The following is a 23,559-nucleotide window of genomic DNA, read 5'->3' as shown; positions in this document are numbered from 1 at the left end:
GGTACGATCGGGGGGTCGCGACTGGCGTTGGATGGGTCACCATCGGGGAGCGACACCTGACACGGTGCGCGGCCGTACGCCTGGGCCGCGCCCACCCGTCCACCTCGTCGTGCGCGTGCGCGACGGAACAGACAACGAGGAGTCCCGTGTCCATCACCGATCTGCCCCCCGCGGCCACCAACACCGCCTTCAACGCCCCGCTGAACGAGGTCGACCCCGAGATCGCCCGCGTCCTCGAGCAGGAGCTCGGCCGCCAGCGCGACACCCTCGAGATGATCGCGTCGGAGAACTTCGTGCCGCGCGCCGTCCTCGAGTCGCAGGGCTCCGTGCTCACCAACAAGTACGCCGAGGGCTACCCGGGCAAGCGCTACTACGGCGGCTGCGAGTACGTCGACGTCGCCGAGCAGCTCGCCATCGACCGCGCGAAGGCCCTCTTCGGCGCCGAGTACGCCAACGTCCAGCCGCACTCGGGTGCGACCGCGAACGCGGCCGTCCTGCACGCCATCGCGTCCGCCGGCGACACCATCCTCGGCCTCGAGCTCGCGCACGGCGGTCACCTGACCCACGGCATGAAGCTCAACTTCTCCGGCCGCATCTACAACGCCGTCGCGTACGGCGTCGACCCGGAGACGTTCGAGGTCGACTACGACGACATCCGCGCGAAGGCCATCGAGCACCAGCCGAAGGTCCTCATCGCCGGTTGGTCGGCCTACCCGCGCCAGCTCGACTTCGCGAAGTTCCGCGAGATCGCGGACGAGGTCGGCGCGAAGCTCTGGGTGGACATGGCGCACTTCGCCGGTCTCGTCGCCGCCGGCCTGCACCCGTCCCCGGTGCCGCACGCCCACGTGGTGTCCTCGACGGTGCACAAGACCCTCGGCGGTCCCCGCTCCGGCATCATCCTGTCCAACGACGAGTCGCTCTTCAAGAAGCTCAACTCGGCCGTGTTCCCGGGCCAGCAGGGCGGTCCGCTCATGCACGTGATCGCCGCCAAGGCCACCGCGTTCCTGCTCGCAGCCACCCCGGAGTTCAAGGAGCGCCAGGAGCGCACGATCCGCGGTGCACAGGCGCTCGCCGCACGGCTGACGGCCGACGACGCGAAGGCTGCGGGCATCGACGTCCTCACCGGTGGCACCGACGTGCACCTCGTGCTCGTGGACCTCCGCACGTCCGAGGTCGACGGCAAGCAGGCCGAGGACCTCCTGCACGAGGTCGGCATCACCGTGAACCGCAACTCCGTGCCGTTCGACCCGCGCCCGCCGATGGTCACCTCGGGTGTCCGCATCGGCACCTCGGCGCTGGCCACCCGTGGCTTCGGCGACGCGGAGTTCACCGAGGTCGCGGACATCATCGCGCTGACCCTCATGCCGAACCCCGACATCGACGCGCTCTCGGCCCGGGTCAAGGCCCTGACCGACGCGTTCCCGCTCTACGCGTGAGCGGCGCCGCCCCGTCGCCCGCGCCGCTGCCGCGCGAGCGCTGGGCGGGTGAGGGCAGTGCCGTCCGCATCGACGGCACCGCCCTCGCCGCCCGCACGCTCGACGACCTGAAGGTCCGCATCGACCGGCTGCACGACCACGGGTTCCGCCCCGGGCTCGGCACGATCATGGTCGGCCAGAACGCGGGCTCGGTGTCCTACGTCGCGGGCAAGCACCGCGACTCGGCGCAGATCGGGCTCGACTCGGTCCGCATCGACCTGCCCGAGACCGCGTCGGCCGCCGACATCCGGGCAGCGATCCTGCAGATGAACGACGACCCCCGGGTCACCGCGTTCATCGTGCAGCTCCCGCTGCCGCAGGGGATCGACCCGATCCCGATGCTCGAGCTGATGAACCCGGCGAAGGACGCCGACGGCCTGCACCCGACCAACCTCGGTGAGCTCGTGCTCGCCGTCCCGGGCGGTGCCGGCACGATCGACGCACCCCTGCCGTGCACCCCGCGCGGCATCGTCGCGATGCTCGAGGCGTACGACGTCCCGATCCGGGGCCAGCACGTCACGATCATCGGCCAGGGGCTCACGGTCGGTCGTCCACTCGGGCTGCTCCTCACCCGGCTCGAGGCCACCGCGACCCTCACCCACTCCCTCACCGAGGACGTCGCCGCCGAGTGCCGCCGCGCGGACATCATCGTCGCCGCGGCCGGTGTCGCGGGGCTCGTGCAGCCGGACTGGGTGAAGCCCGGTGCCGCGGTCATCGACGTCGGCATCAGTCGCGTGGTCTCCCCGGAGACGGGCAAGGCTCGCCTCCGGGGCGACGTCGACCCCGCGGTCGCCTCGGTGGCGGGCTTCCTGTCGCCGACGCCCGGCGGTGTCGGCCCGATGACCCGCGCGATGCTGATGAAGAACGTGGTCGAGGCCGCCGAGCGCCACCTGCACTAGCGCGCGTCGCGCGCCGCGCCGCGCCGCTTGCTTCGTGAGCAGAAATGGTCGGGTCCTGTCGTGGAACCCGACCATTTCTGCTCACGAAGCACGGTCGGGAGGCGCGGGTCGGCGCCGCCACGTCCGCGCGGGCCCGAGGTGGCCGGGCACGGGGCGTGCCCCGGACGGGCGCTTCTGCCGCGGCCGGCACCGCGCTACCGTTCGAGCATGACCACCTCCGCCGCGGAGCCCCGGGCACGCGAGTCGCTCTTCACGAAGGACGCCCGCAAGCTCGTCTGGATCACGCTGCTGTGCCTGTTCCTGCAGGTCCTCGGACAGAACTGGTCCGCTCAGCCGCGACTGCCCGGCAGCACGGACGTGCACGAACTCGGCTTCGTGCAGTTCGAGGCCCGGCCGTGGATCGGGTGGGTGCTCCTCACGGTCGGCTTCGCGGTGGCCGGCTTCGTCGTCGGGGTCGCTCGGCGCGGTGCCGAACGGTGGGACCAGGACCGCGTGCTCGCGCTCGGTCTGGCCGGGGTGGTCGGGGTGACCGTGCTGGTGTGGGTGCTGTTCATCGTGCAGTGGCAGTGGGTGTACTGGGCCGTCGCGCACGGCGACCTGCACCCGTTCACGATCGGCGACGTCTCGTGGTCGATCCAGCGACTCGAGGGCGCGCCGTGAGCGTCGACCGCAGTGCTACGGTCTCGAACATGGGGGAGAACGTGCAGACCGCGCCCGTGATGGCGCACGCCGGACGGAGGCTGCGACCGCGAGCGCGGGGCCTCGTGCTGATCGGGGCCGTCGCGCTCCTGTCGTACCCGACGCTCACGATGTGGTCCGCCTCGTCGGAGTACGGCGGGACGGACGGCGACGGGCACTGGATCGACAACGCCGGCAACCCGCTGTCGAGTGCGCCGCCCACCGTGCACGTCGAGGGACACACGGCGCCGGCCGCGATCGCCGTCCTGCTCCTCGTGGTCGTCGTCGGGGTGTTCCTGCCGCCGATGCTCGCGCGGTTCGGCAAGCGATCGCTCGGCGACGTCGTCCGGTTCGCGGCGTACCTGGCCGCGCCGGTGGTCGTCGTGGTCGGCGTGCTGATCTACACCGTGTGGCAGGGGCACGTCGTGATGGACCAGATCGACCACGAGGTTCTGCACCCGCACGGCTTCCCGTGGGGCGGCGTGACCGTCACCACGGGGCACGCGACCCGCTGACCCGCGGCCCCGGTCGGCCCGCGGGACCCGGCGCGTCAGTCGCGACGGGCGCCCTGCGCGGCGTGCACCGTGAACACCGTCGGCTCGCGGTACCCGGCCGCGGCGAAGGCGGCGGTGACCGCGTCTGCGATCGTCTGCCGCGCCTCCTGGTCGACCAACGCGATCGCTGCACCACCGAAGCCGCCACCGGTCATCCGCGCGCCCACCGCACCGTGCTCCATCGCGGTCGCGACCGCGAGGTCGAGCTCCGGCACCGAGATCTCGAAGTCGTCCCGCATCGACTCGTGCGACGCGACCAGCAGGGACCCGATCGCCCGCGGCCCGTGCTCGCGCAGCGTGCGGACGGTGTCGAGGACGCGCTGGTCCTCGGTCACGACGTGCCGGACACGGCGGAAGGTCTCGTCGTCGAGGAGTTCCTGCGCGCGGGGCAGGTCGTCGACCGACAGGTCGCGGAGCGCCTCGACGCCCATCACGGCCGCACCGTGCTCGCACGACGCGCGACGGGCCTTGTAGCCGCCGGTGGCGTGCGCGTGCTCGACACGGGTGTCGACGACGAGGACCTCGAGCCCGTTCGCCTCGAGCGCCAGGTCGACCACGGCGGTGTCGAGCGTGCGGCAGTCGAGGAAGACGACCGCGTCCTGCTCCCCGAGCAGCGACGCGGACTGGTCCATGATCCCGGTGGGGGCGCCGACGGCGTGGTTCTCGGAGTACTGGCCGACCCGGGCCAGGGTCTTCCGGTCGAGCCCGAGCTCCCACAGGTCGTTGAAGGCGAGTGCGACGCCGCACTCGATCGCGGCGCTCGACGAGAGCCCGGCACCGACCGGGACGTCCGACTCGATGAAGACGTCGAAGCCGGTCTTGCCGGTGAGGTCCGCGCCCGCCTGCTCGCGGAGTGCCCACGCGATGCCGAGGACGTACGCCGACCAGCCGTCCATGCGCTCGGGCGCGAGCTCGTCGAGGGAGAGCTCGACGACGGTGCCCGCGTCGAACGCCGACGCGACGCGCAGCTGCCGGTCGTCCCGGGGCGCGATCGAGGCGGTCGTGCGACGGTCGATGGCGAAGGGCAGCACGTACCCGTCGTTGTAGTCGGTGTGCTCGCCGATGAGGTTGACCCGGCCGGGCGCGGAGTACCGCACCGCGGGCTCGTACCCGTAGACCTGCTGGAACGTCATGCGCGTTCGATCCCTCCTCGGATGAACTCGGCCGCCTTCTCGGGGACGAGGTCCCCGATCCACGCGCCCATGGCGGCTTCGCTGCCGGCCAGGAACTTGAGCTTGTCCGCCGCGCGTCGCGGGGACGTGATCTGGAGCATGAGCCGCACGGTGTCGCGCCCGGTGTGCACCGGCGCCTGGTGCCACGCGGCGATGTAGGGCGTCGGGTCGTCGTAGAGCTTGTCGATCCCGCGGGTGAGTCGCAGGTGCATGTGCGCCAGCTCGTCCTTCTCGGCGTCGGTGAGCCCGGCGAAGTCGGGGACGTGCCGGTGCGGGAGCATGTGGATCTCGATGGGCCAGCGTGCGGCGAAGGGCACGAAGGCGGTGAAGTGCTCACCGGCGAGGACGACCCGGTCGGAGGCGCGCTCGTTCGCGAGGTGCTGCTCGAACAGGTCCGGCCCGAACCGCTCGATGCTCTCGAGCAGGCGCTGGGTTCGCGGGGTGACGTAGGGGTAGGCGTAGATCTGCCCGTGCGGGTGGTGGAGCGTGACGCCGATGGCCTCGCCCCGGTTCTCGAACGGGAAGACCTGCTGGATGCCGGGCATCTCAGACAGCGCCGCCGTGCGGTCCGCCCACGCCTCGACCACGGTGCGGGCGCGTGACTCGGAGATCGACGCGAAGGAGCCCTCGGTCGCGGGCGAGAAGCAGACGACCTCGCACCGCCCGACGCTCCGGAACTGCCGGTTCAGCCCGACCTCGGTCAGGGAGTCGAGCGACGGCGGGGCGTCGTCCGCCCCGTCGGGTCCGGCGAGCATCGGGCCGAAGGACGGGGATCGGTTCTCGAACACCGCGACGTCGTACCGGCTCGGGATCTCGGAGGGGTTCTCCGCCGACTGCGGCGCGAGCGGGTCCTGGTCGGCCGGCGGCAGGAACACGCGGTTCTGCCGGCTCGCCGCGATGGACACCCACTCGCCCGTGAGGACGTCCTGCCGCATGCGCGCCGTCTCCGGCCGCGGGTCGAGGACACGCTGGTCGATACTGCGTTCTGCGGGCAGCGTCGAGTCGGCGTCGTCGAAGTAGAAGAGGTCGCGTCCGTCCGCGAGCTTCGTCACGCGCTTGGTGATCACCGCACAACCCTAGCGGCTCCACGAAGCATTGCGAAAGTGTTCGTAAGCACGCGAAACTGGTGGCATGACGGACGACGACCTCTCCTTCCTGGCCGGCGCGCTCCCCGCGCCGCTGCGGCAGGACCGCATCGTCTCGATCGTCGAGGGCGCGCCCGGACTCGTCCGAACGGCCGCCCTGGCAGCGGCCCTGGGCACCAGCGAGGTGACCGTCCGGCAGGACCTCTCCCTGCTCGACCAGGAGGCGCGGATCCGGCGGGTCCGCGGCGGTGCCGTCCGCCTCGGGGCCGGTTCCACCGAGCGCCCCTTCGAGGAGACCGCCGTCGAGCACCAGGTGGCCAAGGCCGCCATCGGCCGCGCCGCGGCGGCGCTCGTGCGCTCCGGGCAGTGCGTCGTGCTCGACGTCGGCACCACGCCCGCCGCCGTGGCGACGGCACTGGTCGCCCGCGAGGACCTCGTCGACGTCACGGTGGTCACGAACTCGCTGACGACCGCGCTCGTGCTCGAGGCCGCCGTCCCGCGCTTCACCGTCATCGTCACCGGGGGGACGCTCCGTCCGCTGCAGCACTCCCTCGTGGCGCCGTTCAACGGCACGCTGCTGCCGATGATCGCCGCGGACCTCGTGTTCCTCGGTGGCACCGGGGTCGACGTCGCGCACGGCCTCACCAACGTGAACCTGCCCGAGACCGAGGCGAAGCGGATGCTCGCGGCCGCGGCTCGGCGTACGGTCGTGGTCGCGGACGGGTCGAAGTTCGGCCGGGCCCACATCGGGGTCGTCCGCGCGCTCGAGGACATCGACGTCGTCGTCACCGCCGAGACCACGGCGGAGCAGGTCGCCCCGATCCGGGCGGCCGGCGTCGAGGTGGTCGTGGCGGACGAGCCGGCAGGACCCGCACCATCCGCACGATCCGCACCATCCGCACCGGGAAGGACCCGTACCTCATGACCGCAGCTCCCACCGGAGGCCAGTACCACCTCCGCCACGCCGGACCCGACGGGGTCGTCGAGGCGATCGTCACCGAGGTGGCCGCCGGCATCCGGGAACTCCGCGTCGCGGGGTTCGACCTCACCGAGCCGTTCCCCGTCACGTCGCAGCCACCCGGGGCGAACGGCATCGTGCTCGCGCCGTGGCCGAACCGCGTCGCCGGCGGCGTGTGGGAACTCGACGGCAAGCAGCAGCAGCTCGACGTCTCCGAGCCGAAGTACGGCAACGCGTCGCACGGGCTGCTCCGGTTCGCGCCGTACCGCGTGGTCTCCCAGACCGAGTCCGGCATCGTGCAGGAAGCCACGATCCACCCGCAGCACGGCTGGCCCTTCACGCTCGAGACCCGCGTGCACCACGAGCTCGTCGACGACGGCATCCGAGTGACGCACGAGGTCGTGAACCGCTCCGGCGTGCGTGCGCCGTTCGCGATCGGCGCGCACCCGTACCTCCGCGCCGGGGACACCCCCGCCGAGGACCTCGTCGTCCGGCTCGACGCGGCGACGGCGTTCACCGTGGACGAGCGGAAGATCCCGAACGGCACCGTGTCGGTCGACGGCACCCCGTTCGACCTGCGCTCCGGTGTCCGCGCCGGTGACGCCGACCTCGACACCGCCTACACGGACGTCACGCCCGACGCCGAGGGGATCCGCCGCACGACGATGCACGGGCCGGAGGGCGACGGCGTCGAACTCTGGCAGGACGGGTCGTTCCCGTACGTGCAGGTGTTCACCTCCCGCGAGTTCCCCCGTGGCGACGGCACCGGGCTGGCCGTGGCGGTGGAGCCGATGACGGCGCCGGCCGACGCGCTCAACTCCGGGGAGGGGCTGCGCTGGCTCGAGCCCGACGAGGCCTGGACCGGCAGCTGGGGCATCCGCCGCGTCTGGTCCTGAGCCGGGCGCGGCCGGTCCGTAGCCGAGACTCGGCCCGGCGGACAGTTTCGCGTGTCCCGCGCCGCGACGGTGTCCGCGGAGCGGAGACTCGGCCCTGCTTACACGTTCGCGCCTCGTGCGGCGCGAGGGTGTCCGCGAGGGCGAGACTCGGGCGGGCGGGTGGGGCACCCGCCGCTGGTCCGCGCCGGACACGACGAAGGCCGCCCCGGGGAGGGGCGGCCTTCGTCGTTCGTCCGGGAGGGTCAGGCGCGACGCATGCGCAGCGCCTCGACCGCGAGGGACTCGCTCGCGTAGCGGCCCACCTCGTGCGCCCACGCCGGGTCGTCGCCGCGGAGGGCGATGAAGTCCTTGCGCTGCCGGCAGACGTAGCCGAGCACCGCGGTGCCGGTCGCGACCTCGACGAAGTCCTTGCGGATGTGGCGGGTCGTGACCTGGGCGTTCCGGCGGAGCGTGTCGAGCAGGAGCTCGTTGCTCATCGTCGTGTTGGTCGCTGCTGCGAGCTCGACGATGCGGCGCGCGTCACCGGTGGTGCTGGTCTGCGTGGCTTCGATGGGCTCGATCACGGTGTACCCCGTTCGTTCTGCGATGGTGCGGTGCTGCAGGATCCGTCGATCGGATCCGGGAACGACACTATCGGCGGCAGCCCAACAGTCGGCTGAACGCGGACTGAACTGTGCAGTGGAACCACCCTGAGGCTCCTGAGGACGACTTGTACCCCGGCCGGGTGCTCAGAGGCACTGCTCGCCGTCGGGCTGCGTCGCGAGCTGCTCGAGCTCGGCGTCGATCTTGCCCGCGAGGTACAGGTACCCGGCGTCGTTGAGGTGCTGCTGGTCCGTCGCGGCGTAGCTGCCGCTGTTCATCGCGGTGAACCACTGCCCGTCGATCGCGTCGATGTACGGGACGCCCACGGCGCTGGCGCCGGCGGCCACCGCGTCGTTGATGCCGGTCGTGGCCTCGGCGCGCGGCTGGGGTGCCGACGGGCCGATCGCCACCACGACCGCGTCCGGCCACTGCACCTCGGCCTGCCGGAGCGTCCGTTCGACGGTCTTCTCGAGGGTGGCGGAGTCGGTGAGCCAGTCGTTCTGGCTGCCCTGGACGATGACGAGGTCCGGCGTGAGTGCTGCGCGCTGCTCGATCCGGGACAGGTAGACGGCGCGCGAGGAGCGACCGCGGCCGGGGTTCACGTAGCCGGTCCCTGGGTAGCCGTTGATGGTCGCGTCCCACTGCCGCTCGGACACGAGGTCCTGCGCCCACCCGTGCACGTCGTCGTAGGAACCGCGACCCGTCGTGTACGAGTCGCCGACGATGAGGACGTCGGAGCCCGGGGCGATCGCGTCCGCGACCTGCTCAGCCGAGAAGTCGGACGTCGCGGGCGCTGGCTGGCAGGCGTCGGACACGGCGGGCAGCATGACGAGCAGCCCGGCGATGCCGAGGCACATGGCGCCGAGGGCGATCGCGGGGACCGCTCGTCGGCGCCTGGTCTGCGCGGTGGACCGACGGGAGCCGCCGGGCACACCGCCGTCGGTTCGTCGAGCCACACCGGGATTGTAGGTGCTCAGCATCCGTGCCCCCGGACACCCGCCCGGCGAGGTGCTGAACCGTCAGACAGCCTGCGGGACGGGTGGACGGCTCGAGAGCGACTTCGCGATGTGCTTCGCCAAGCGGTGCGCCGGCAGTTCCACGAGCCGCGAGAACACGTAGGCGACGCCGATGCCGATCGGGATCGCGACGAGGACCAGCCAGGACGGCAGGGCACGCGGGAGGAGGTTCGCGACGGACACCGTGATGGGTTCGTGCACGAGGTAGAGGCTGAACGAGAGCCGTCCGAGCTCGCGGGGGATCGCTCCGAGCAGGAAGCGCTCGGCGGGCAACCACCTGCCGGCGAGCACGACGATCGTGCCGGCCGAGGCGAGGATGATCGCGGGCAGCACGGGGGACCACCACGCCGTCGTCGGCAGCCACCACTTCACGGTGATGCCGAGCAGGCTCACCACGAGCAGGACCCAGCCGAGCAGCGTCGGGACGTCCGGCAGGCGCTCCCAGCCGGCCGCGAGCGCGGAGCCGAGCAGGAACATCGGCAGGTACATCAGCCACTTCGAGTGCTCGTACTCGCCGAGTGCCGACAGGAAGACGGCGACGATGGCGGTCACCCACCACCAGCGTCGGGTCACCGCGGCGATCGAGACGAAGAGCGGCAGGAGCAGGGAGAAGAGGACCTCCCACGTGAGCGACCAGAGCGGGCTGTTCACGAGCGTCGGAGCGAGGAGCGTGAGGTCGTTCACGAGCCCGTGCAGGGTGAACGGCTCGGCGTGCCGGTTGATCCAGAACGACTGGTGCGGCTGGTCCTGCCGGGGCACGAGGAAGAAGAACACGAGCGCGAGTGCGATCGACGCCACCACCGGCAGGTAGAGGCGGACGAGCCGGCTCGGGTAGTAGGCGATCCAGTCCTGCGACCGGCGGAGCGCCGGGAGGGTCAGGACGAAGCCGCTCAGCACGAAGAAGACGAAGACGGCCTCGCTGCCGGCCCACACGAGGTGGGCGGGGGAGTACACCATCCAGCTCGCCCAGTCGGGGACGTCGCGGCGGTAGTTGCCGTCCGAGAGGGTCGGGATCGAGAGGAAGGCGTGGTGGACGACGACGACGGCGGCAGCGACGCCGCGGAGTCCGTCCAGTGAGCCGATCCTGCCGGTTGGGCGATCGCGCATGCCGACGATCCTACGGGAAGCCCGGCCAAGCCAAGGAACGGTCACGTTCGGTGGGCGCGACATCGGAACACGATGTGGGCCCCGTGGGGCTCGAACCCACGACCCTCGGATTAAAAGTCCGGTGCTCTACCAACTGAGCTAGAGGCCCTCACCCGCAAGGCTAGCGGGTGAGGGCCTCTGGGAAGAACCGAGGGGACGGGTCAGCTGCGACGCCCGGTGAGCGTGCGGACGAGCCACAGCACGACCGCGACGATGAGCAGCACGAGGCCGACCCAGAGCAGGAACTTCAGGCTCGCGGTGAAGCCACCGACGAACAGCAGGATGACCGCGATCACGGCCAGGATGATGAGCAGGGGGTTCATGGGAGTCCTCTTCCTTCGCGTGCGGGAGGAGCGCCTCCCGATCAGACACCGTACGCGCGACGGAGCGGTTGCGTTCTGGGCGAACGGAGGGCGGGCGCGTCACCGGCCGTGCCTACACTGACGCGGTGCCTCGCGATCACCACCGTCCCGTCCACTTCACCGACCAGGAGTTCGCCGCGATCCAGGGCGGCGAGGACCCGGCCGTGGTGAACCGCGTCGCGCACGAGACCGCGAACGCCCTGCTCCACCGCGTGCGGCAGGACCCGGACCCGGCGGTCGTCGAGCGCCTGGTGACCTACACGGACGTGCACGGCATCGACGCCATCGCCGAGCTGTGGGCGCGGGTGGGGGCGCACACGCTCCCGGGCGCACTGTGGCGGATCTACCTCGTCCGCACCGTCATCCGGCAGAACCCGGAGGAGATCGCGTACCTCTTCGCGCGCGGCACGGAGCGGATCGGCACGATCGACCAGGCCGTCGCGGGCGCCGAACAGCCGACCGGACCGGCGGAGATCCTGACGCTGGCGGACCGGATCCTGCACGGCCTCTACACGGGTGACCTCGCGGTGGCGCTCGACCGTGGTGCCGCGTTCTGCCGGCTCACGGCAGCGGGCGCGACCGCGGTGGCGGACGACGCGGACCTCACGGCGGGGGACCGGGCGTCCGAGCTCACGACGCGTGCGCTGCGCCTGTCGGAACTGGCGGCCGACCTCACCGAGGCGGCGTCGCTCTGGCGCCGCGACAGCCTGGACTGAGCGGGCCGCGGGGCGGACCCGCACCGCGCCTCCTGGCCCGAACGCGACGACGCCCACCGCACACGCGACACGCACGCAAGAAGCGGGCACGGAACGCGCACGCACGAAGCGGGCAGAGAAGAACCGGGCCGCAGAAGCGCCTCTCGGCGCGAGGCCGCTCGAAGCGGCGAATTTTGGAGCCCGGGGCTTGCTGCGGCCCGGCGACATCGATTCTACGAGACTGCGGCCGTGCACACGACCCTGTTCACTCTCGGTGGACAGAACCGACGCCGGGCGTGCCCCGAGCGTGCCCCAGCGACAAGCCATGAGAACCGCTCCAATCCGGTTGGGCGAGGGTGCCGAATCATCACCGTGACAGGCGATGAGCCGGTCACGACAGCGAGGGTCCCGCGAGACCCGGTCCGCTCCCTGGCGGTCAATTCCCTGCGGGTCACGCGGGCCCTCGTGATGTCCTGCACCACTGTCCGACCACGAGACCCGAACGCGTGGTCGGACAGGACTCACAGCCAGATCGCAACCGAGAGGAGGGAAACCTGCAATGCTTGCCATCGTGGACAGTGACACCGAGAGCTGGAGCTCGACCGAGCCGGCTCAGGCGTCCCCAGACGACCTCCTCACCCGCGTGGCGACCGGCGACCAGGCAGCCTTCTCCGACCTGTACGACGTGCTCTCGGGCCGCGTGCTCGGCCTCGTGACCAGGCTCCTCCGGGACCGCGCGCAGTCGGAAGAGGTCACGCAAGAGGTCTTCCTCGAGGTCTGGCAGCAAGCCACCCGCTACGACCGCAAGCGCGGCACCGCAGCGAGCTGGATCCTCACCATGGCCCACCGCCGAGCGGTCGACCGGGTGCGGGCATCGCAGTCCTCGCACGACCGTGACACGAAGATCGGCATCCGCGACTTCGAGGCCGGCTTCGACCAGGTCTCCGAGTCGGTCGAGATCCGGATCGAACACGAACGCGTCAGCCGGGCGCTCGCGAAGCTCACCGAGTTCCAGCGCCAGGCAGTCCAACTCGCGTACTACGGCGGCTACTCGCACAGCGAGATGGCCGACCACCTCGGTGTCCCGATCGGCACCGTCAAGACCCGTCTCCGTGACGGGATGATCAGACTCCGCGACGAGATGGGGGTGACATCATGACCGAACGACACGACGACCCCGCACTGCTGACGGGTTCACACGCCCTCGACGCGCTGTCGGAGGACGAGCGGGCACTGCTCGACTCGGCGCTCGCCACCTCTCCGGAGCTGCAGGCCGAGACCGACTCGCTGCGCGAGACCGCGCTGCAGCTCGCCTACGCCGTCACCCCGATCGAGCCGCCCTCGTCGCTCAAGGCGTCGCTGATGGCCCAGATCGCATCGACCCCGCAGGCTGCTCCGGTGCCCTCGCGGTCCGAGCCGGCTGCCACGACCGCTCCGGTCGCTGACGCGCCGGTCGGCGATGCCGGCCAGGAGGCGCGGTTCGCCCCCGCCACGGACCTCGCGTCCGCCGGTGGTGCGGCTTCGGAGAAGGCTCGCCGTCGCTGGTTCCAGCGTCCGGCAGCGGCACTCTCCGCCGCGGCCGCCGTCGCCGTGGTCTTCCTCGGCGTCGGACTCGGCGTCGGCACGTCCTTCACGCCCTCGAACGAGCCCGGCCCGGGCACGACCCAGGCGTCCGGCGGACTCGACCAGATCTACGCCGCGTCGGACTTCCAGCGCAGCACCGCGAAGGTCGCGGGCGGCGGGACGGCCACGGTCGTCTGGTCGAACGAGGTCGGCAAGTCCGCGGTCATCCTCGACGGGGTCCCCGCGGCTCCGGAGGGCAAGACCTACGAACTCTGGTACATCGGCTCCGAGGGCACCGGCGGCAAGATCAACGCTGCCGGCCTGATGGACGGGGTGTCCTCCGGGGTGCACTCGGCGGTCCTCAAGGGGTCGCTGTCGCACGGTGCGACGATCGGCATGACGGTGGAGCCCGCCGGTGGCTCGGACCAGCCGACGACGACGCCGATCATGGCGGTCCCGACCACCTCGGCCTGACCCGGGCACTGGTTCGCACGTCTCCCCGCTCGCGTGGCACGGTCCGCGGGCGGGGAGTTCGTCGTTCCCGGCGGGTGGTGGTCGCGCGGCGGGGGCGGGGGCGTGGGCGGGCGTGCGCGGGCGGTTCTTGCCCGTGCATCTTCCGACATCGCGCTCGTCGATCGACACGTGCAACGTCGACACATGCACCCGCACCGTCTGCGTGCGCATCGTTCGACGTTCCACCGGTCGATCGACTGGTGGAACGTCGGAACATGCACGGGCACGAGCGCCCGGCGCCCCGCGCACGCCGGGAGGCCCGGTGCGCGTCCGTGGCGGACGTACACCGGGCCTCCTGGTCGACCGTCAGCGCGACGGGCGGACGACGATCACCCGAAGCGGCCGGAGACGTAGTCCTCGGTGGCCTGCACGGACGGGTTCGAGAACATCGTCGCGGTGTCGTCGAACTCGATGAGCTTGCCGGGGGCACCGGTGCCGGCGATGTTGAAGAACGCCGTCTTGTCGCTGACGCGCGAGGCCTGCTGCATGTTGTGGGTCACGATGACGATCGTGTACTCCTTCTTCAGCTCCTCGATGAGGTCCTCGATCGCGAGGGTCGAGATCGGGTCGAGCGCCGAGCACGGCTCGTCCATGAGGAGCACGTCCGGCTGCACCGCGATCGCACGGGCGATGCAGAGGCGCTGCTGCTGGCCGCCGGACAGCCCCATGCCGGGCTTGTCGAGGCGGTCCTTGACCTCGTTCCAGAGGTTCGCGCCCTGCAGGGACCGCTCGACGACGTCGTCCGACTCGGAGCGGGAGAGGCGCTTGTTGTTGAGCTTCACGCCCGCGAGCACGTTGTCCTTGATGGACATCGTCGGGAACGGGTTCGGACGCTGGAACACCATGCCGACCTGGCGACGGACGAGCACCGGGTCGACGCCCGCGCCGTACAGGTCGTCGCCGTCGATCTTGACCGAGCCCTCGACGTAGGCGCCCGGGATGACCTCGTGCATGCGGTTCAGGGTGCGGAGGAAGGTGGACTTGCCGCAGCCGGACGGACCGATGAACGCAGTCACGGTGCGGGGCTCGATCGTCATGTCGACGCCCTCGACCGCCTTGAACTTCGAGTAGTAGACGTTGAGGCCGTCGACCTCGATGCGCTTGGACACTGTGTTCCTTCGGGGTGGGTGGATCCGCGCGTCAGCGCGAGAGCTTGGGGGCGAAGAGGCGGGTGATGAAGCGGGCGAGCAGGTTCAGCAGCATCACGATGAGGATGAGCAGGAGCGCTGCCGTCCAGGCCCGGTCGACGAACGGCACCGGGTTGGCGCCCTGCTGCGAGTACTGCGTGTACGCGAACACCGGCAGGGTCATCATCGGGTTCTTGAACAGGTCGTAGTTCATGCTCGCGGTGAACCCGGCGGTGACCAGCAGGGGGGCGGTCTCGCCGATGACGCGGGCGATCGAGAGCATGACGCCGGTGGTGATGCCGGCGAGCGACGTGGGGAGCACGACCTTGAGGATCGTGAGGTACTTCGGGACGCCGAGGGCGTACGAGGCCTCGCGGAGCTCCATCGGCACGATCTTCAGGACCTCTTCGGTGGAGCGCACGACGATCGGGATCATCAGCACCGACAGCGCCACCGAGCCGACGAGGCCGAAGCGGGCTCCCGGGCCGAGGAACAGCGCGAAGAGCGAGTACGCGAAGAGGCCGGCGACGATGGACGGGATGCCCGTCATGACGTCGACGAAGAACGTGATGCCCTTGGCGAGGGCGCCCGTGCCGTACTCGACGAGGTAGATCGACGTGAGCAGCCCGATCGGCACCGAGATCAGGGCCGCGAACAGCGTGATCTCGAGCGTGCCGATGAGGGCGTGCAGCGCGCCGCCGCCCTCGGAGATGACGCCGCGCATCGAGTACGAGAAGAACTCGACGTCGAAGCGGGCGAGGCCGTCCGCCAGCACCGTGTAGAGCAGGGAGACGAGCGGCAGGACCGCGATCACGAACGCCGTGACGACGAGCGAGGTGATGAGCCGGTCGACGGCCTTGCGACCACCCTCGACGATCCGCGAGACGACCACGATGAGGACGTCGAACAGGACGGTGCCGAGGAAGAGCGCCGCGACGACGTTGAAGTCCTTGACCGCGCCGCCGGCGTTGAGCAGGGCGAAGACGAGGATCAGCGCGACCCAGGAGCCGACGAGGAGCAGCCACGGCACGGACTTGTGCAGCTTGCCGTTGGCGTAGACGTTGCCGGCGACGCCGGACTGACGGATGGCGAGGGACATCGGGTCGTACCTCTCAGCTCACTCGCTTGCGGACGATGTACCGCGCGAGCATGTTGATGACCAGGGTGATGACGAAGAGGATCAGACCCGACGCGATGAGCGCGTTCAGGGCCGTGCCGGACGCCTCGGCGAACTGCAGGGCGATGTTCGCCGCGATCGTCGAGGGGTTCAGCGACGTGAGCATCTGGAAGGTGACGTTCGTCGACACCGACAGCACCAGCGCGATCGCCATCGTCTCGCCGAGCGCACGACCGAGGCCGAGCATGATCGCGGACACGATGCCGGACTTGGCGAACGGCAGGACCGACAGGCGGATCATCTCCCACCGGGTCGCGCCGAGGGCCAGGGCCGCTTCCTCGTTGAGGCGCGGTGCCTGCAGGAAGATCTCGCGCATGACCGCGGTCATGATCGGGATCGCCATGACGGCGAGGACGATCGATGCGGTCAGGATCGTGCGACCCGTGCCGGAAACCTGCCCGGAGAACAGCGGGATCCAGCCGAAGTAGGTGTTCAGGAAGACGTAGAACGGCTTCACGAACTGTGCCAGCACCACGATGCCCCAGAGGCCGTAGACGACCGACGGCACCGCGGCCAGCAGGTCGATCACGTAGCCGAGCACCGGCGAGATCCGGCGCGGGGCGTAATGCGAGATGAAGAGCGCGATCCCGAGCGAGAGCGGCACGGCGATCACGAGCGCGATGAGCGCGGACCAGACGGTGCCGAAGACGAGGGGGCCGACGTAGTCCCAGAAGTTCGTGGCGCTGTTCGGCAGCTCGCCGACCTTCGCGGAGAACGCCGGGATGCTCTGCCAGACCAGGAAGGCGGCGACGAGCACCAGCACGAAGAGGATGAGTCCGCCGGCGATGACCGACGCGGCGGAGAAGACGCGGTCGCCGATGCGGACGACGGGCTTCGGCTTGGGGGTGACGGGGGCCACTGGCTGGGCCGGTGCGGACGTCATGGGACTCCTGTCGGAGGAACGCCGGGGGAGGCGACGGGTCGGGGGTGTCCGGTGGTGCGCGGTCCGCTCGGAGCGTGGAGCGGACCGGCGAGGGCCCGGACGCCGGTCAGGTGGGTGGGAACGGCGTCCGGGCGCTCAGGGTGTCTTACTTGATGGAGGCGACGGCCTTCGCGGCCTTCTCGGCGAGGTCGGTCGAGAGGGCGGCCGACTTGGCCTCCTTCGCGGCGGCGTCCTGCGCGTCCTTCGAGACGACGTAGTCGAGGTAGCCCTTCACGAGCTTGCCCTTGTCGGCGTCCTTGTACTCCTGGCAGGCGATCGCGTAGGAGACGAGCACCAGCGGCCAGGCGTTCTCGGCCGTGTCGGTGCGGTTGATGTCGATCGCGAGGTCGTTGTCCGCGCGGCCGGAGACCGTCTCGGAGTCCGCGACGACCTTGGCAGCACCCTCGGCGGAGATCTCGGTGGCCTTGTCGCCGACCATGAGCTTCGCCTTGTCGAGGTCACCGGCGCCGGAGTCGTCGATGTAGGTGATGGCGTTCGAGGCGCTGGCCATGGCCGAGGCCACACCCGAGGTGCCCTTCGCGCTGTCGCCGACCTGGTACGGGAAGGTCTGGCTGGGGGCCTCGGTCCAGACGTCCTTGGCGTTCGCCGCGACGTACTCGGAGAAGTTCTGCGTGGTACCCGAGTCGTCGGAGCGGTGCACGACCGTGATGTTCGCGTCCGGCAGGGTCGCGTCCTTGTTCAGGTCGGCGATCTGCGAGTCGTTCCACTTCGTGATCTTGCCCGAGAAGATGCCCGCGATGGTCTTCGCGTCGAGCGTGAGGTCCTTGACGCCGTCGACCTTGTAGGCGATGGCGATCGGGGAGATGTAGACCGGGATGTCGATGGCCTTCGAGTCCGCGGCGCACAGGGCGAACGAGCCCGCGAGCTCCTCGTCCTTCAGCGCGGCGTCGGAGCCGGCGAAGTCGGCGGCACCCGAGATGAAGTTCTTGCGGCCGGCGCCCGAACCGTCGGGCGAGTAGTTGACCGTCACACCGGAGGCGACGTTCTGGAAACCAGCGGCCCAGGTGGCCTCGGCCGTCTGCTGGGCGGACGAACCCGAGCCGGTCAGCGTGCCCGAGAGCTTCGAGTAGTCGGTGCCGGAGCTCGAGCTGGACGAGGGCGTGTTGCCCGCGTCCTCGTTCGCCGCGCACGAGGAGAGCACGACCGCGCCGGCGATCGCGATTGCCGCGACCGTGCCGATTCGCTTGATGTTCACAGGGGTCCCTTCGGGAATGTCAGTGCAGGTGGGACCGCTGCTGGTCCCGTGGGCCGGTGCTGACCCGGGAGCGACTGTAGGGACGCGAGGTGACGGGGATCACCCGCCCTGGTGAACGGGAGGTGAACGAGGGGTTGTCCTGGACGGGGCGCCGTGCGTCGGAGCACGCACGGGTGCAGGATCGGGAACGCTGCGCCGTGCGCGGGCGCATGCGTGCGCATGCACACCGCAGGGGCCTGGAGGCGCGGCTCGGCCCGGGCGCTCGGCCTAGGCCGAGACGGGGTTGCGGTGCGTCTCGACGGCCACGAGCCTGCCGTCGGCGATGTGCAGCACCGAGAAGTCGCCGACCGAGAGCATCGCGGCACGACGGAGGTCGAACCGGCCGGACTCGTCGGCCGTCGCGGTCGCGATGCGGGCGATGATGTCCGGCAGCACGGGCCCGTGCGAGCACAGGACCGTCGTCTTCGCCTTGTCGAGGCGCTTCTGCACGACGCCCTTGACGTCGGCGGCACCTCGGTCGTGGGCGTCCTGGCTGATGTCCGGCGTGCTCGAGACCCCGAGGTGCGTCCGGTCGGAGAGCGGTTCGACCGTCGCGAGGCACCGGGCCGCGGTGCTGCTGACGATCTTCTTCGGACCGAAGGCGGCCACCGGCGACGCGACCGACTTCGCCTGCGACCGGCCGACGGGCAGGAGCGGACGGGTGGCGTCCGGTCCGTTCCACTCCGAGCCGGGGACCGTCTTGGCGTGCCGGAGGGCGATGAGGGCGAAGGTGCGGTGTTCCCCGGCGGCGACGCGGTCGGCGAACCGGTCGAGGATCGCGACGTCGCGCTCGTACGTCAGTCGGTGCCGGGCGTCGTCGAGCGTGACCCACTCGACCGAGGCGACCTCGTCGTTCGGGCGGAACTTGCCGGCGCGCTCGTACTCCTTCGCGGGGACGCGGGCGGACCAGTAGTGCACCACCTTGTCGCGGCCGCTCGGCAGGACGTACTCGGCGGTGCCCAGCGGAGCGCCGAGGTGCACGCGGTAGCCGGTCTCCTCGTCGATCTCGCGCACGGCGGTCGTCGGGACGCTCTCGCCCGGGTCGACCTTGCCCTTCGGGAACGAGACGTCCTTGTGGTGGTCGCGGTGGATGAGCAGCACGAGCGGGACGCCGTCCTGTTCACGCCAGACGACGGCACCTGCAGCGACGACCGGCCCTGAGGAGCCGCCGCTCACCGAGTGGAGCGCTTCCGCGCCGAGATCTTCCGCATGAGGACATTCTGCACGTCATCGAGCGGTCGGCCGTCCTCGTCCGTCGAGTGGCGCGTCCACTCGCCGTCCGACTCGAGGTGCCACGAGCTCGTCGTGTCCGCCATGGCGAGGTCGAACATCTCGTGGACCTCGTTCACGTGGCCGGGGTCGGACAGGCGCACGAGCGCCTCGACGCGGCGGTCGAGGTTGCGGTGCATCATGTCCGCCGAGCCGATGAACACGGCCGGGTCGCCGTCGTTGTGGAACGCGAACGCCCGCGAGTGCTCGAGGTACCGGCCGACCACGCTGCGCACCCGGATGGTGTCGCTGACGCCTTCCATGCCGGGCTTGAGCGAGCAGATGCCGCGGACCCAGACGTCGATCGGCACACCGGCCTGGCTCGCCAGGTACAGCGCGTCGATGATCTGCTCGTCCACCATCGAGTTGACCTTGATGCGGATCCCCGAGGGCTTGCCGGCACGGGCGTTGTCCGCCTCGGTCGTGATGCGCTTGAGCAGACCCTTCCGCAGGTGCAGCGGCGCGACGAGCAGGCGCTTGAACTTCTTCTCGATCGCGTAGCCCGACAGCTCGTTGAACAGGCGCGTGAGGTCCTTGCCCACGGTGTCGTCCGACGTGAAGAGCCCCATGTCCTCGTAGATGCGCGAGGTCTTCGGGTTGTAGTTGCCCGTCCCGATGTGGCTGTAGTGCTTGAGCGTGCCGCCCTCCTGCCGGATGACGAGCACGAGCTTCGAGTGCGTCTTCAGCCCGACCAGGCCGTAGACCACGTGCACGCCGGCCTTCTCGAGCTTGCGGGCCCACGTGATGTTGTTCTGCTCGTCGAAGCGCGCCTTGATCTCGACGAGTGCGAGCACCTGCTTGCCCGCGGCCGCGGCGTCGATGAGCGCCTCGACGATGGGGCTGTCGCCCGAGGTGCGGTAGAGCGTCTGCTTGATCGCGAGCACGTTCGGGTCGGCCGCGGCCTGCTCGAGGAACGCCTGCACACTGGTCGCGAAGGACTCGTACGGGTGGTGCACGAGGACGTCCTTCGCCGCGATCGCGCGGAAGAGGTCCGGCTTCGTGTTCGGTTCGCCCGGCTGGAACTGCACCGGGGTCGTCGGCACGTGCTTCGGGTAGTGCAGGTCCGGGCGGCCGATCTTGGCGATCTCGAACAGGCCGCCGAGGTCGAGCGGCGACGGCAGGCGGAACACCTCCTGCTCGGTGATGTCGAGTTCGCGCACGAGCAGGTCGAGCGTCACCGGGTCCATGTCCTCGGTGATCTCGAGACGGATGGGCGGCCCGAACCGACGACGGAGCAGCTCGCGCTCGAGGGCCTGGATGAGGTTCTCGGCCTCGTCCTCCTCGATCTCGACGTCCTCGTTGCGGGTGACCCGGAACACGTGGTGCTCGAGGACCTCCATCCCCGGGAAGAGGTCGTCGAGGTGGTTCGCGATGAGGTCTTCGAGCGGGATGAAGCGGAGCAGCCCGGAGTCGTCGTCCGGCAGCTTGATGAACCGCGAGAAGTTCTGCGGGACCTTGAGGCGGGCGAACTCCTGCCGCTGCGACTTCGGGTTGCGCACGCGCACCGCGAGGTTGAGCGACAACCCGGAGATGTACGGGAAGGGGTGCGCCGGGTCGACCGCGAGCGGCATGAGCACCGGGAAGATCTGCTCGTTGAAGTACTCGCGCATCCGGAGCCGGTCGGCCTCGTCGAGGTCGGACCAGTGCTCGATGTGGATGCCTGCGGCGTCGAGGTCCGGCTTGAGCGACCCGATGAACGCCTGCGCGTGGCGGTCCTGCAGCTCGTGCGCCTTCGTCGCGATGTCGCGCAGCACGTCGCTCGGTGCGCGACCGACGTTGGTCGGCACGGCGATGCCGGTGTCGATGCGGCGCTTCAGGCCGGCGACCCGGACCATGAAGAACTCGTCGAGGTTGGACGCGAAGATCGCCAGGAAGTTCGCCCGTTCGAGGAGCGGCTGCGTGCGGTCCTCGCCGAGTTCGAGCACGCGCTGGTTGAACCGGAGCCAGCTGAGTTCACGGTCGAAGTAGCGGTCGGTGGGCAGCGACTCGTGCTCGATCTCGACGACCTCGTCGAAGTCGTCGAGGTCCGGTGCGACGGAGTCGCCGTCGAGCTGCGGTTCGGTGTCCATGCCCACATCCTGCCACCCGCCCCCTGCGCCAGGAGGGCCGCACGTGGACGCTGTGGAAACGGGCGGTGAACGACGCCGTGTGGAGGAGCGTCAGCCGGCCGCGTACTGGACGTCGATCGCGTGCTGCTCGAACCCGGATCGGCGGTACAGGGCCAGCGCCGGGGCGTTGTCCCCCTCGACGTAGAGCGCCGCGGCGGAGAGGCCCCGGCCGGTCAGGCGTGCCGTCCCCGCGCGCATCAGGACGCCGCCGAGTCCCCGGCCCTGCAGGTCGGGTCGGACGGCCACGGCGTAGAACTCGCCGGTGTCGCCCTCGACCTTGAGCCAGCACGACCCGGCGAGGTGCCCGGAGTCGTCGCGGAGCAGGAGCAGGTCGTCGCCGGAGAACCAGTCGTCGGCCTCGCGGGCGCGCAGGTCGTCGAGCGTCATCCGGCCCTGTTCCGGGTGGTGCGCGAACGCGGCGGCGTTGAGCGCCAGCCAGTCGGCCTCGTCGGCGGGGTCGCCCGTCCGGAACGACGACAGGGACCAGCCGGCCGGCACCGCGGGGTCGGGGGCGACGGACGCGATCGGGGCGCGGAGCTGCAGGAGCGTGCGGACCGCCGTCCAGCCGAAGCGCGCCGCGAGTGCTCGGGCAGCGGGGTGGTCCCCGTGCGCCCACGCGAGCCGAGGGGCCGGCCCGTCCACGGGAGCGGCCCCGCCGCCCGGGGCGAGCGCCTGCCGGGCCAGGGCGGTGCCGAGACCGTGGCCCCGCGCCTCCTGGGCGACCACGAGTTCCAGCTCGCCGTCACGGACCACCGCGACCCCGCGCTCGTCGCCGAGCACGGTCGCGCGGCCGGCACGAACGTCGACCAGGGTCTGGTCGGAGAACGGCGGTGCTTCGTCCGGGACGACGAAGCGCGACAGGTCGACCACTACTGGCCCGCGAGCCGGTCGGCCTCGTCGTCGTAGACGTTGAAGCGGTACCCGACGTTGCGGACCGTCCCGATGAGGGACTCGAGGTCGCCGAGCTTCGCGCGGAGGCGCCGCACGTGCACGTCGACCGTGCGGGTGCCGCCGAAGTAGTCGTAGCCCCACACCTCGCTGAGGAGCTGCTCGCGGGTGAAGACCCGCGACGGGTGCGTGGCGAAGAAGCGGAGGAGCTCGAACTCCTTGAAGGTGAGGTCGAGCGGCCGACCGCGGACCTTCGCCGAGTAGCTGGCCTCGTCGATGACGACACCGGACGCCTGGATCTTCGACCCGGTCTGGTTCTTCGACGCGCGACCGGCCGTGAGCCGGATGCGGGCGTCGACCTCGGCCGGGCCGGCGGTCTCGAGCACGACGTCGTCGACGTTCCACTCGCTGTTGACCGCGGTCAGACCGCCCTCGGTGACGACCAGGATGATCGGCGTCGTCGAGCCGCTCGTCGCGAGGATCTTGCACAGGGCCTTGGCGCTCGCGAGGTCCGTCCGGGCGTCCACGAACATGAGGTCGCTCTGCGGGGCGTTGACCAGCTGTGCGGCCTCGGCGGGGACGTGGCGGATCCGGTGGCTCAGCAGTCCGAGGCTCGGCAGGACGTCGCCGGGCGCGGCTGAGGTGAGTACCAGGAGCTGGGCCACAGGACCTCCAGGGCGTGGGGGAGTCGTGCACACATCCTAGTGATGCTCGGGAAGCATCCCTCCCGGCCGGACGGTCGGGGACGCGTTCCGGGCACCTTCGGCACGCGGCCCTGTCATGATGGGGCGCGTGACCGAGCCTGTGCAGCCCACCGACCAGCGCCGCCTCCGGCTGACGTCCGTGCTGCCGGTCTGGCTGCTCGCGGTCGTCGGCGCCGTGCTCGTCCTCACCCTCACCGACAAGGACTCGTTCGCGTGGCTGCTCCTCGTGTTCGTGCTCTGCGTGCTGGTCAGCTTCGTGCTCCAGCTCATCACCGCGACGAAGGACGGGCTGGTCGAGCGGATCAGCATCGCGTCGTCGGGGGCGTTCGTCGTCGTGCTCGTCACCGCGGTGGTCCTGCTGGTGCGTTGACGCGCCGCCGTCCGCCTGGCGCCGTCAGGCGTGACGCGTAGACTCCAGCCATGGATTCGCTGCTTGCGCTCGAGCTCTTCTACGTGGGCCTGCTCGGCCTCGCGTCGCTCGCGATCGCGTTCGTCTCGGTGACCGTCGTCGTGAA

Annotated in this window: 24 protein-coding genes, 1 tRNA gene and 1 riboswitch; of the genes, 10 read left to right on the top strand and 15 right to left on the bottom strand. The window is 70.6% G+C overall.

Going from position 1 to position 23,559, the window contains the following annotated elements:
• The first annotated feature begins 7 nt into the window (after positions 1-7).
• A riboswitch (ZMP/ZTP riboswitch) is annotated at positions 8-93 on the top strand.
• Between the two features lie 59 nt (positions 94-152).
• The 4 genes from glyA to ACIPEP_RS06095 all read left to right on the top strand — a co-directional run bounded on the left by glyA (position 153) and on the right by ACIPEP_RS06095 (position 3,567).
• Positions 153-1,436: a serine hydroxymethyltransferase gene (gene glyA, locus ACIPEP_RS06110; RefSeq protein ID WP_302847420.1), complete on the top strand. Its 1,284-nt coding sequence runs from the start codon at positions 153-155 to the stop codon at positions 1,434-1,436.
• A gap of 26 nt (positions 1,437-1,462) precedes the next feature.
• A complete protein-coding gene (locus ACIPEP_RS06105; protein WP_261647001.1) occupies positions 1,463-2,374 on the top strand; it encodes a tetrahydrofolate dehydrogenase/cyclohydrolase catalytic domain-containing protein in 912 nt (303 codons plus the stop codon).
• 207 nt (positions 2,375-2,581) lie between these two features.
• Positions 2,582-3,034, top strand: coding sequence for a hypothetical protein (locus tag ACIPEP_RS06100; RefSeq protein ID WP_402716760.1), 453 nt, complete (start codon positions 2,582-2,584; stop codon positions 3,032-3,034).
• A gap of 29 nt (positions 3,035-3,063) precedes the next feature.
• A complete protein-coding gene (locus ACIPEP_RS06095; protein WP_402716759.1) occupies positions 3,064-3,567 on the top strand; it encodes a hypothetical protein in 504 nt (167 codons plus the stop codon).
• Positions 3,568-3,602: 35 nt separating this feature from the next.
• Here ACIPEP_RS06095 and galK read toward each other — a convergent pair whose 3' ends face one another.
• Together galK and galT are read right to left on the bottom strand one after the other, a co-directional pair.
• Entirely contained in the window at positions 3,603-4,739 is a 1,137-nt protein-coding gene (gene galK / locus ACIPEP_RS06090; protein ID WP_071302107.1) for a galactokinase, read from the bottom strand.
• Positions 4,736-5,845, bottom strand: coding sequence for a galactose-1-phosphate uridylyltransferase (gene galT / locus ACIPEP_RS06085; protein WP_070417779.1), 1,110 nt, complete (start codon positions 5,843-5,845; stop codon positions 4,736-4,738). The genes galK and galT overlap by 4 nt, the downstream gene beginning before the upstream one ends.
• Positions 5,846-5,909: 64 nt before the next feature.
• On the opposite strand from galT, the gene ACIPEP_RS06080 reads away from it, so the two are divergent.
• Together ACIPEP_RS06080 and ACIPEP_RS06075 are read left to right on the top strand one after the other, a co-directional pair.
• A complete protein-coding gene (locus ACIPEP_RS06080; RefSeq protein ID WP_402716758.1) occupies positions 5,910-6,788 on the top strand; it encodes a DeoR/GlpR family DNA-binding transcription regulator in 879 nt (292 codons plus the stop codon).
• A complete protein-coding gene (locus ACIPEP_RS06075; RefSeq protein WP_402716757.1) occupies positions 6,785-7,717 on the top strand; it encodes an aldose 1-epimerase family protein in 933 nt (310 codons plus the stop codon). The genes ACIPEP_RS06080 and ACIPEP_RS06075 overlap by 4 nt, the downstream gene beginning before the upstream one ends.
• A gap of 242 nt (positions 7,718-7,959) precedes the next feature.
• Here the strand turns inward: ACIPEP_RS06075 and ACIPEP_RS06070 are convergent, their stop codons facing one another.
• From ACIPEP_RS06070 to ACIPEP_RS06050, 5 genes are all read right to left on the bottom strand, one after another.
• Positions 7,960-8,280, bottom strand: a complete 321-nt coding sequence (locus ACIPEP_RS06070; RefSeq protein ID WP_070417782.1) for a hypothetical protein — start codon at positions 8,278-8,280, stop codon at positions 7,960-7,962.
• Between the two features lie 165 nt (positions 8,281-8,445).
• A complete protein-coding gene (locus ACIPEP_RS06065) occupies positions 8,446-9,255 on the bottom strand; it encodes an SGNH/GDSL hydrolase family protein (RefSeq protein WP_402716756.1) in 810 nt (269 codons plus the stop codon).
• A gap of 63 nt (positions 9,256-9,318) precedes the next feature.
• A complete protein-coding gene (locus ACIPEP_RS06060; protein WP_070417784.1) occupies positions 9,319-10,422 on the bottom strand; it encodes an acyltransferase in 1,104 nt (367 codons plus the stop codon).
• A 75-nt stretch (positions 10,423-10,497) separates the two neighbouring features.
• A tRNA-Lys gene (locus ACIPEP_RS06055) sits at positions 10,498-10,570 on the bottom strand.
• Positions 10,571-10,622: 52 nt separating this feature from the next.
• Positions 10,623-10,784 carry a hypothetical protein gene (locus ACIPEP_RS06050; protein ID WP_175473634.1) on the bottom strand — a complete coding sequence of 54 codons (162 nt, stop codon included), beginning with the start codon at positions 10,782-10,784 and terminating at the stop codon, positions 10,623-10,625.
• A gap of 125 nt (positions 10,785-10,909) precedes the next feature.
• Here ACIPEP_RS06050 and ACIPEP_RS06045 point away from each other — a divergent pair, with 125 nt between their 5' ends.
• From ACIPEP_RS06045 to ACIPEP_RS06035, 3 genes are all read left to right on the top strand, one after another.
• Positions 10,910-11,539, top strand: coding sequence for a DNA-directed RNA polymerase subunit beta (locus ACIPEP_RS06045; protein WP_070417785.1), 630 nt, complete (start codon positions 10,910-10,912; stop codon positions 11,537-11,539).
• 538 nt (positions 11,540-12,077) lie between these two features.
• Positions 12,078-12,677, top strand: a complete 600-nt coding sequence (sigK, locus tag ACIPEP_RS06040) for an ECF RNA polymerase sigma factor SigK (RefSeq protein WP_070417786.1) — start codon at positions 12,078-12,080, stop codon at positions 12,675-12,677.
• Positions 12,674-13,555, top strand: coding sequence for an anti-sigma factor domain-containing protein (locus ACIPEP_RS06035; RefSeq protein ID WP_402716755.1), 882 nt, complete (start codon positions 12,674-12,676; stop codon positions 13,553-13,555). The genes sigK and ACIPEP_RS06035 overlap by 4 nt, the downstream gene beginning before the upstream one ends.
• Positions 13,556-13,923: 368 nt before the next feature.
• On the opposite strand, the gene pstB is transcribed toward ACIPEP_RS06035, so the two are convergent.
• The 8 genes from pstB to ACIPEP_RS05995 all read right to left on the bottom strand — a co-directional run bounded on the left by pstB (position 13,924) and on the right by ACIPEP_RS05995 (position 23,005).
• The gene (pstB, locus tag ACIPEP_RS06030; RefSeq protein ID WP_070417788.1) at positions 13,924-14,703 is read right to left on the bottom strand and encodes a phosphate ABC transporter ATP-binding protein PstB; all 780 of its coding nucleotides are present in this window, start codon (positions 14,701-14,703) and stop codon (positions 13,924-13,926) included.
• A 31-nt stretch (positions 14,704-14,734) separates the two neighbouring features.
• Entirely contained in the window at positions 14,735-15,820 is a 1,086-nt protein-coding gene (gene pstA, locus ACIPEP_RS06025; protein WP_092385143.1) for a phosphate ABC transporter permease PstA, read from the bottom strand.
• 13 nt (positions 15,821-15,833) lie between these two features.
• Positions 15,834-16,781, bottom strand: a complete 948-nt coding sequence (gene pstC, locus ACIPEP_RS06020; RefSeq protein ID WP_229085268.1) for a phosphate ABC transporter permease subunit PstC — start codon at positions 16,779-16,781, stop codon at positions 15,834-15,836.
• 145 nt (positions 16,782-16,926) lie between these two features.
• The gene (locus ACIPEP_RS06015) at positions 16,927-18,036 is read right to left on the bottom strand and encodes a phosphate ABC transporter substrate-binding protein PstS (RefSeq protein WP_070417791.1); all 1,110 of its coding nucleotides are present in this window, start codon (positions 18,034-18,036) and stop codon (positions 16,927-16,929) included.
• A 267-nt stretch (positions 18,037-18,303) separates the two neighbouring features.
• Positions 18,304-19,251, bottom strand: a complete 948-nt coding sequence (locus tag ACIPEP_RS06010) for an NUDIX hydrolase (protein ID WP_229085269.1) — start codon at positions 19,249-19,251, stop codon at positions 18,304-18,306.
• The gene (locus ACIPEP_RS06005; protein WP_071295873.1) at positions 19,248-21,413 is read right to left on the bottom strand and encodes an RNA degradosome polyphosphate kinase; all 2,166 of its coding nucleotides are present in this window, start codon (positions 21,411-21,413) and stop codon (positions 19,248-19,250) included. Before ACIPEP_RS06005 ends, ACIPEP_RS06010 begins: the two co-directional genes overlap by 4 nt.
• 90 nt (positions 21,414-21,503) lie before the next feature.
• The gene (mshD, locus tag ACIPEP_RS06000; RefSeq protein WP_402716754.1) at positions 21,504-22,322 is read right to left on the bottom strand and encodes a mycothiol synthase; all 819 of its coding nucleotides are present in this window, start codon (positions 22,320-22,322) and stop codon (positions 21,504-21,506) included.
• Positions 22,322-23,005: a winged helix-turn-helix domain-containing protein gene (locus ACIPEP_RS05995; RefSeq protein WP_022906634.1), complete on the bottom strand. Its 684-nt coding sequence runs from the start codon at positions 23,003-23,005 to the stop codon at positions 22,322-22,324. The genes mshD and ACIPEP_RS05995 overlap by 1 nt, the downstream gene beginning before the upstream one ends.
• Before the next feature lie 127 nt (positions 23,006-23,132).
• Here ACIPEP_RS05995 and ACIPEP_RS05990 point away from each other — a divergent pair, with 127 nt between their 5' ends.
• A complete protein-coding gene (locus ACIPEP_RS05990) occupies positions 23,133-23,414 on the top strand; it encodes a hypothetical protein (protein ID WP_083403399.1) in 282 nt (93 codons plus the stop codon).
• Positions 23,415-23,559 lie beyond the last annotated feature (145 nt).

Source organism: Curtobacterium sp. NPDC087082 (genome assembly GCF_044745045.1).
In the GTDB taxonomy this organism is placed as follows: Bacteria; Actinomycetota; Actinomycetes; order Actinomycetales; family Microbacteriaceae; genus Curtobacterium.
The sequence above is the reverse complement of the archived record's forward strand: the minus strand, read 5'-3'. Positions and strand labels throughout refer to the sequence as shown.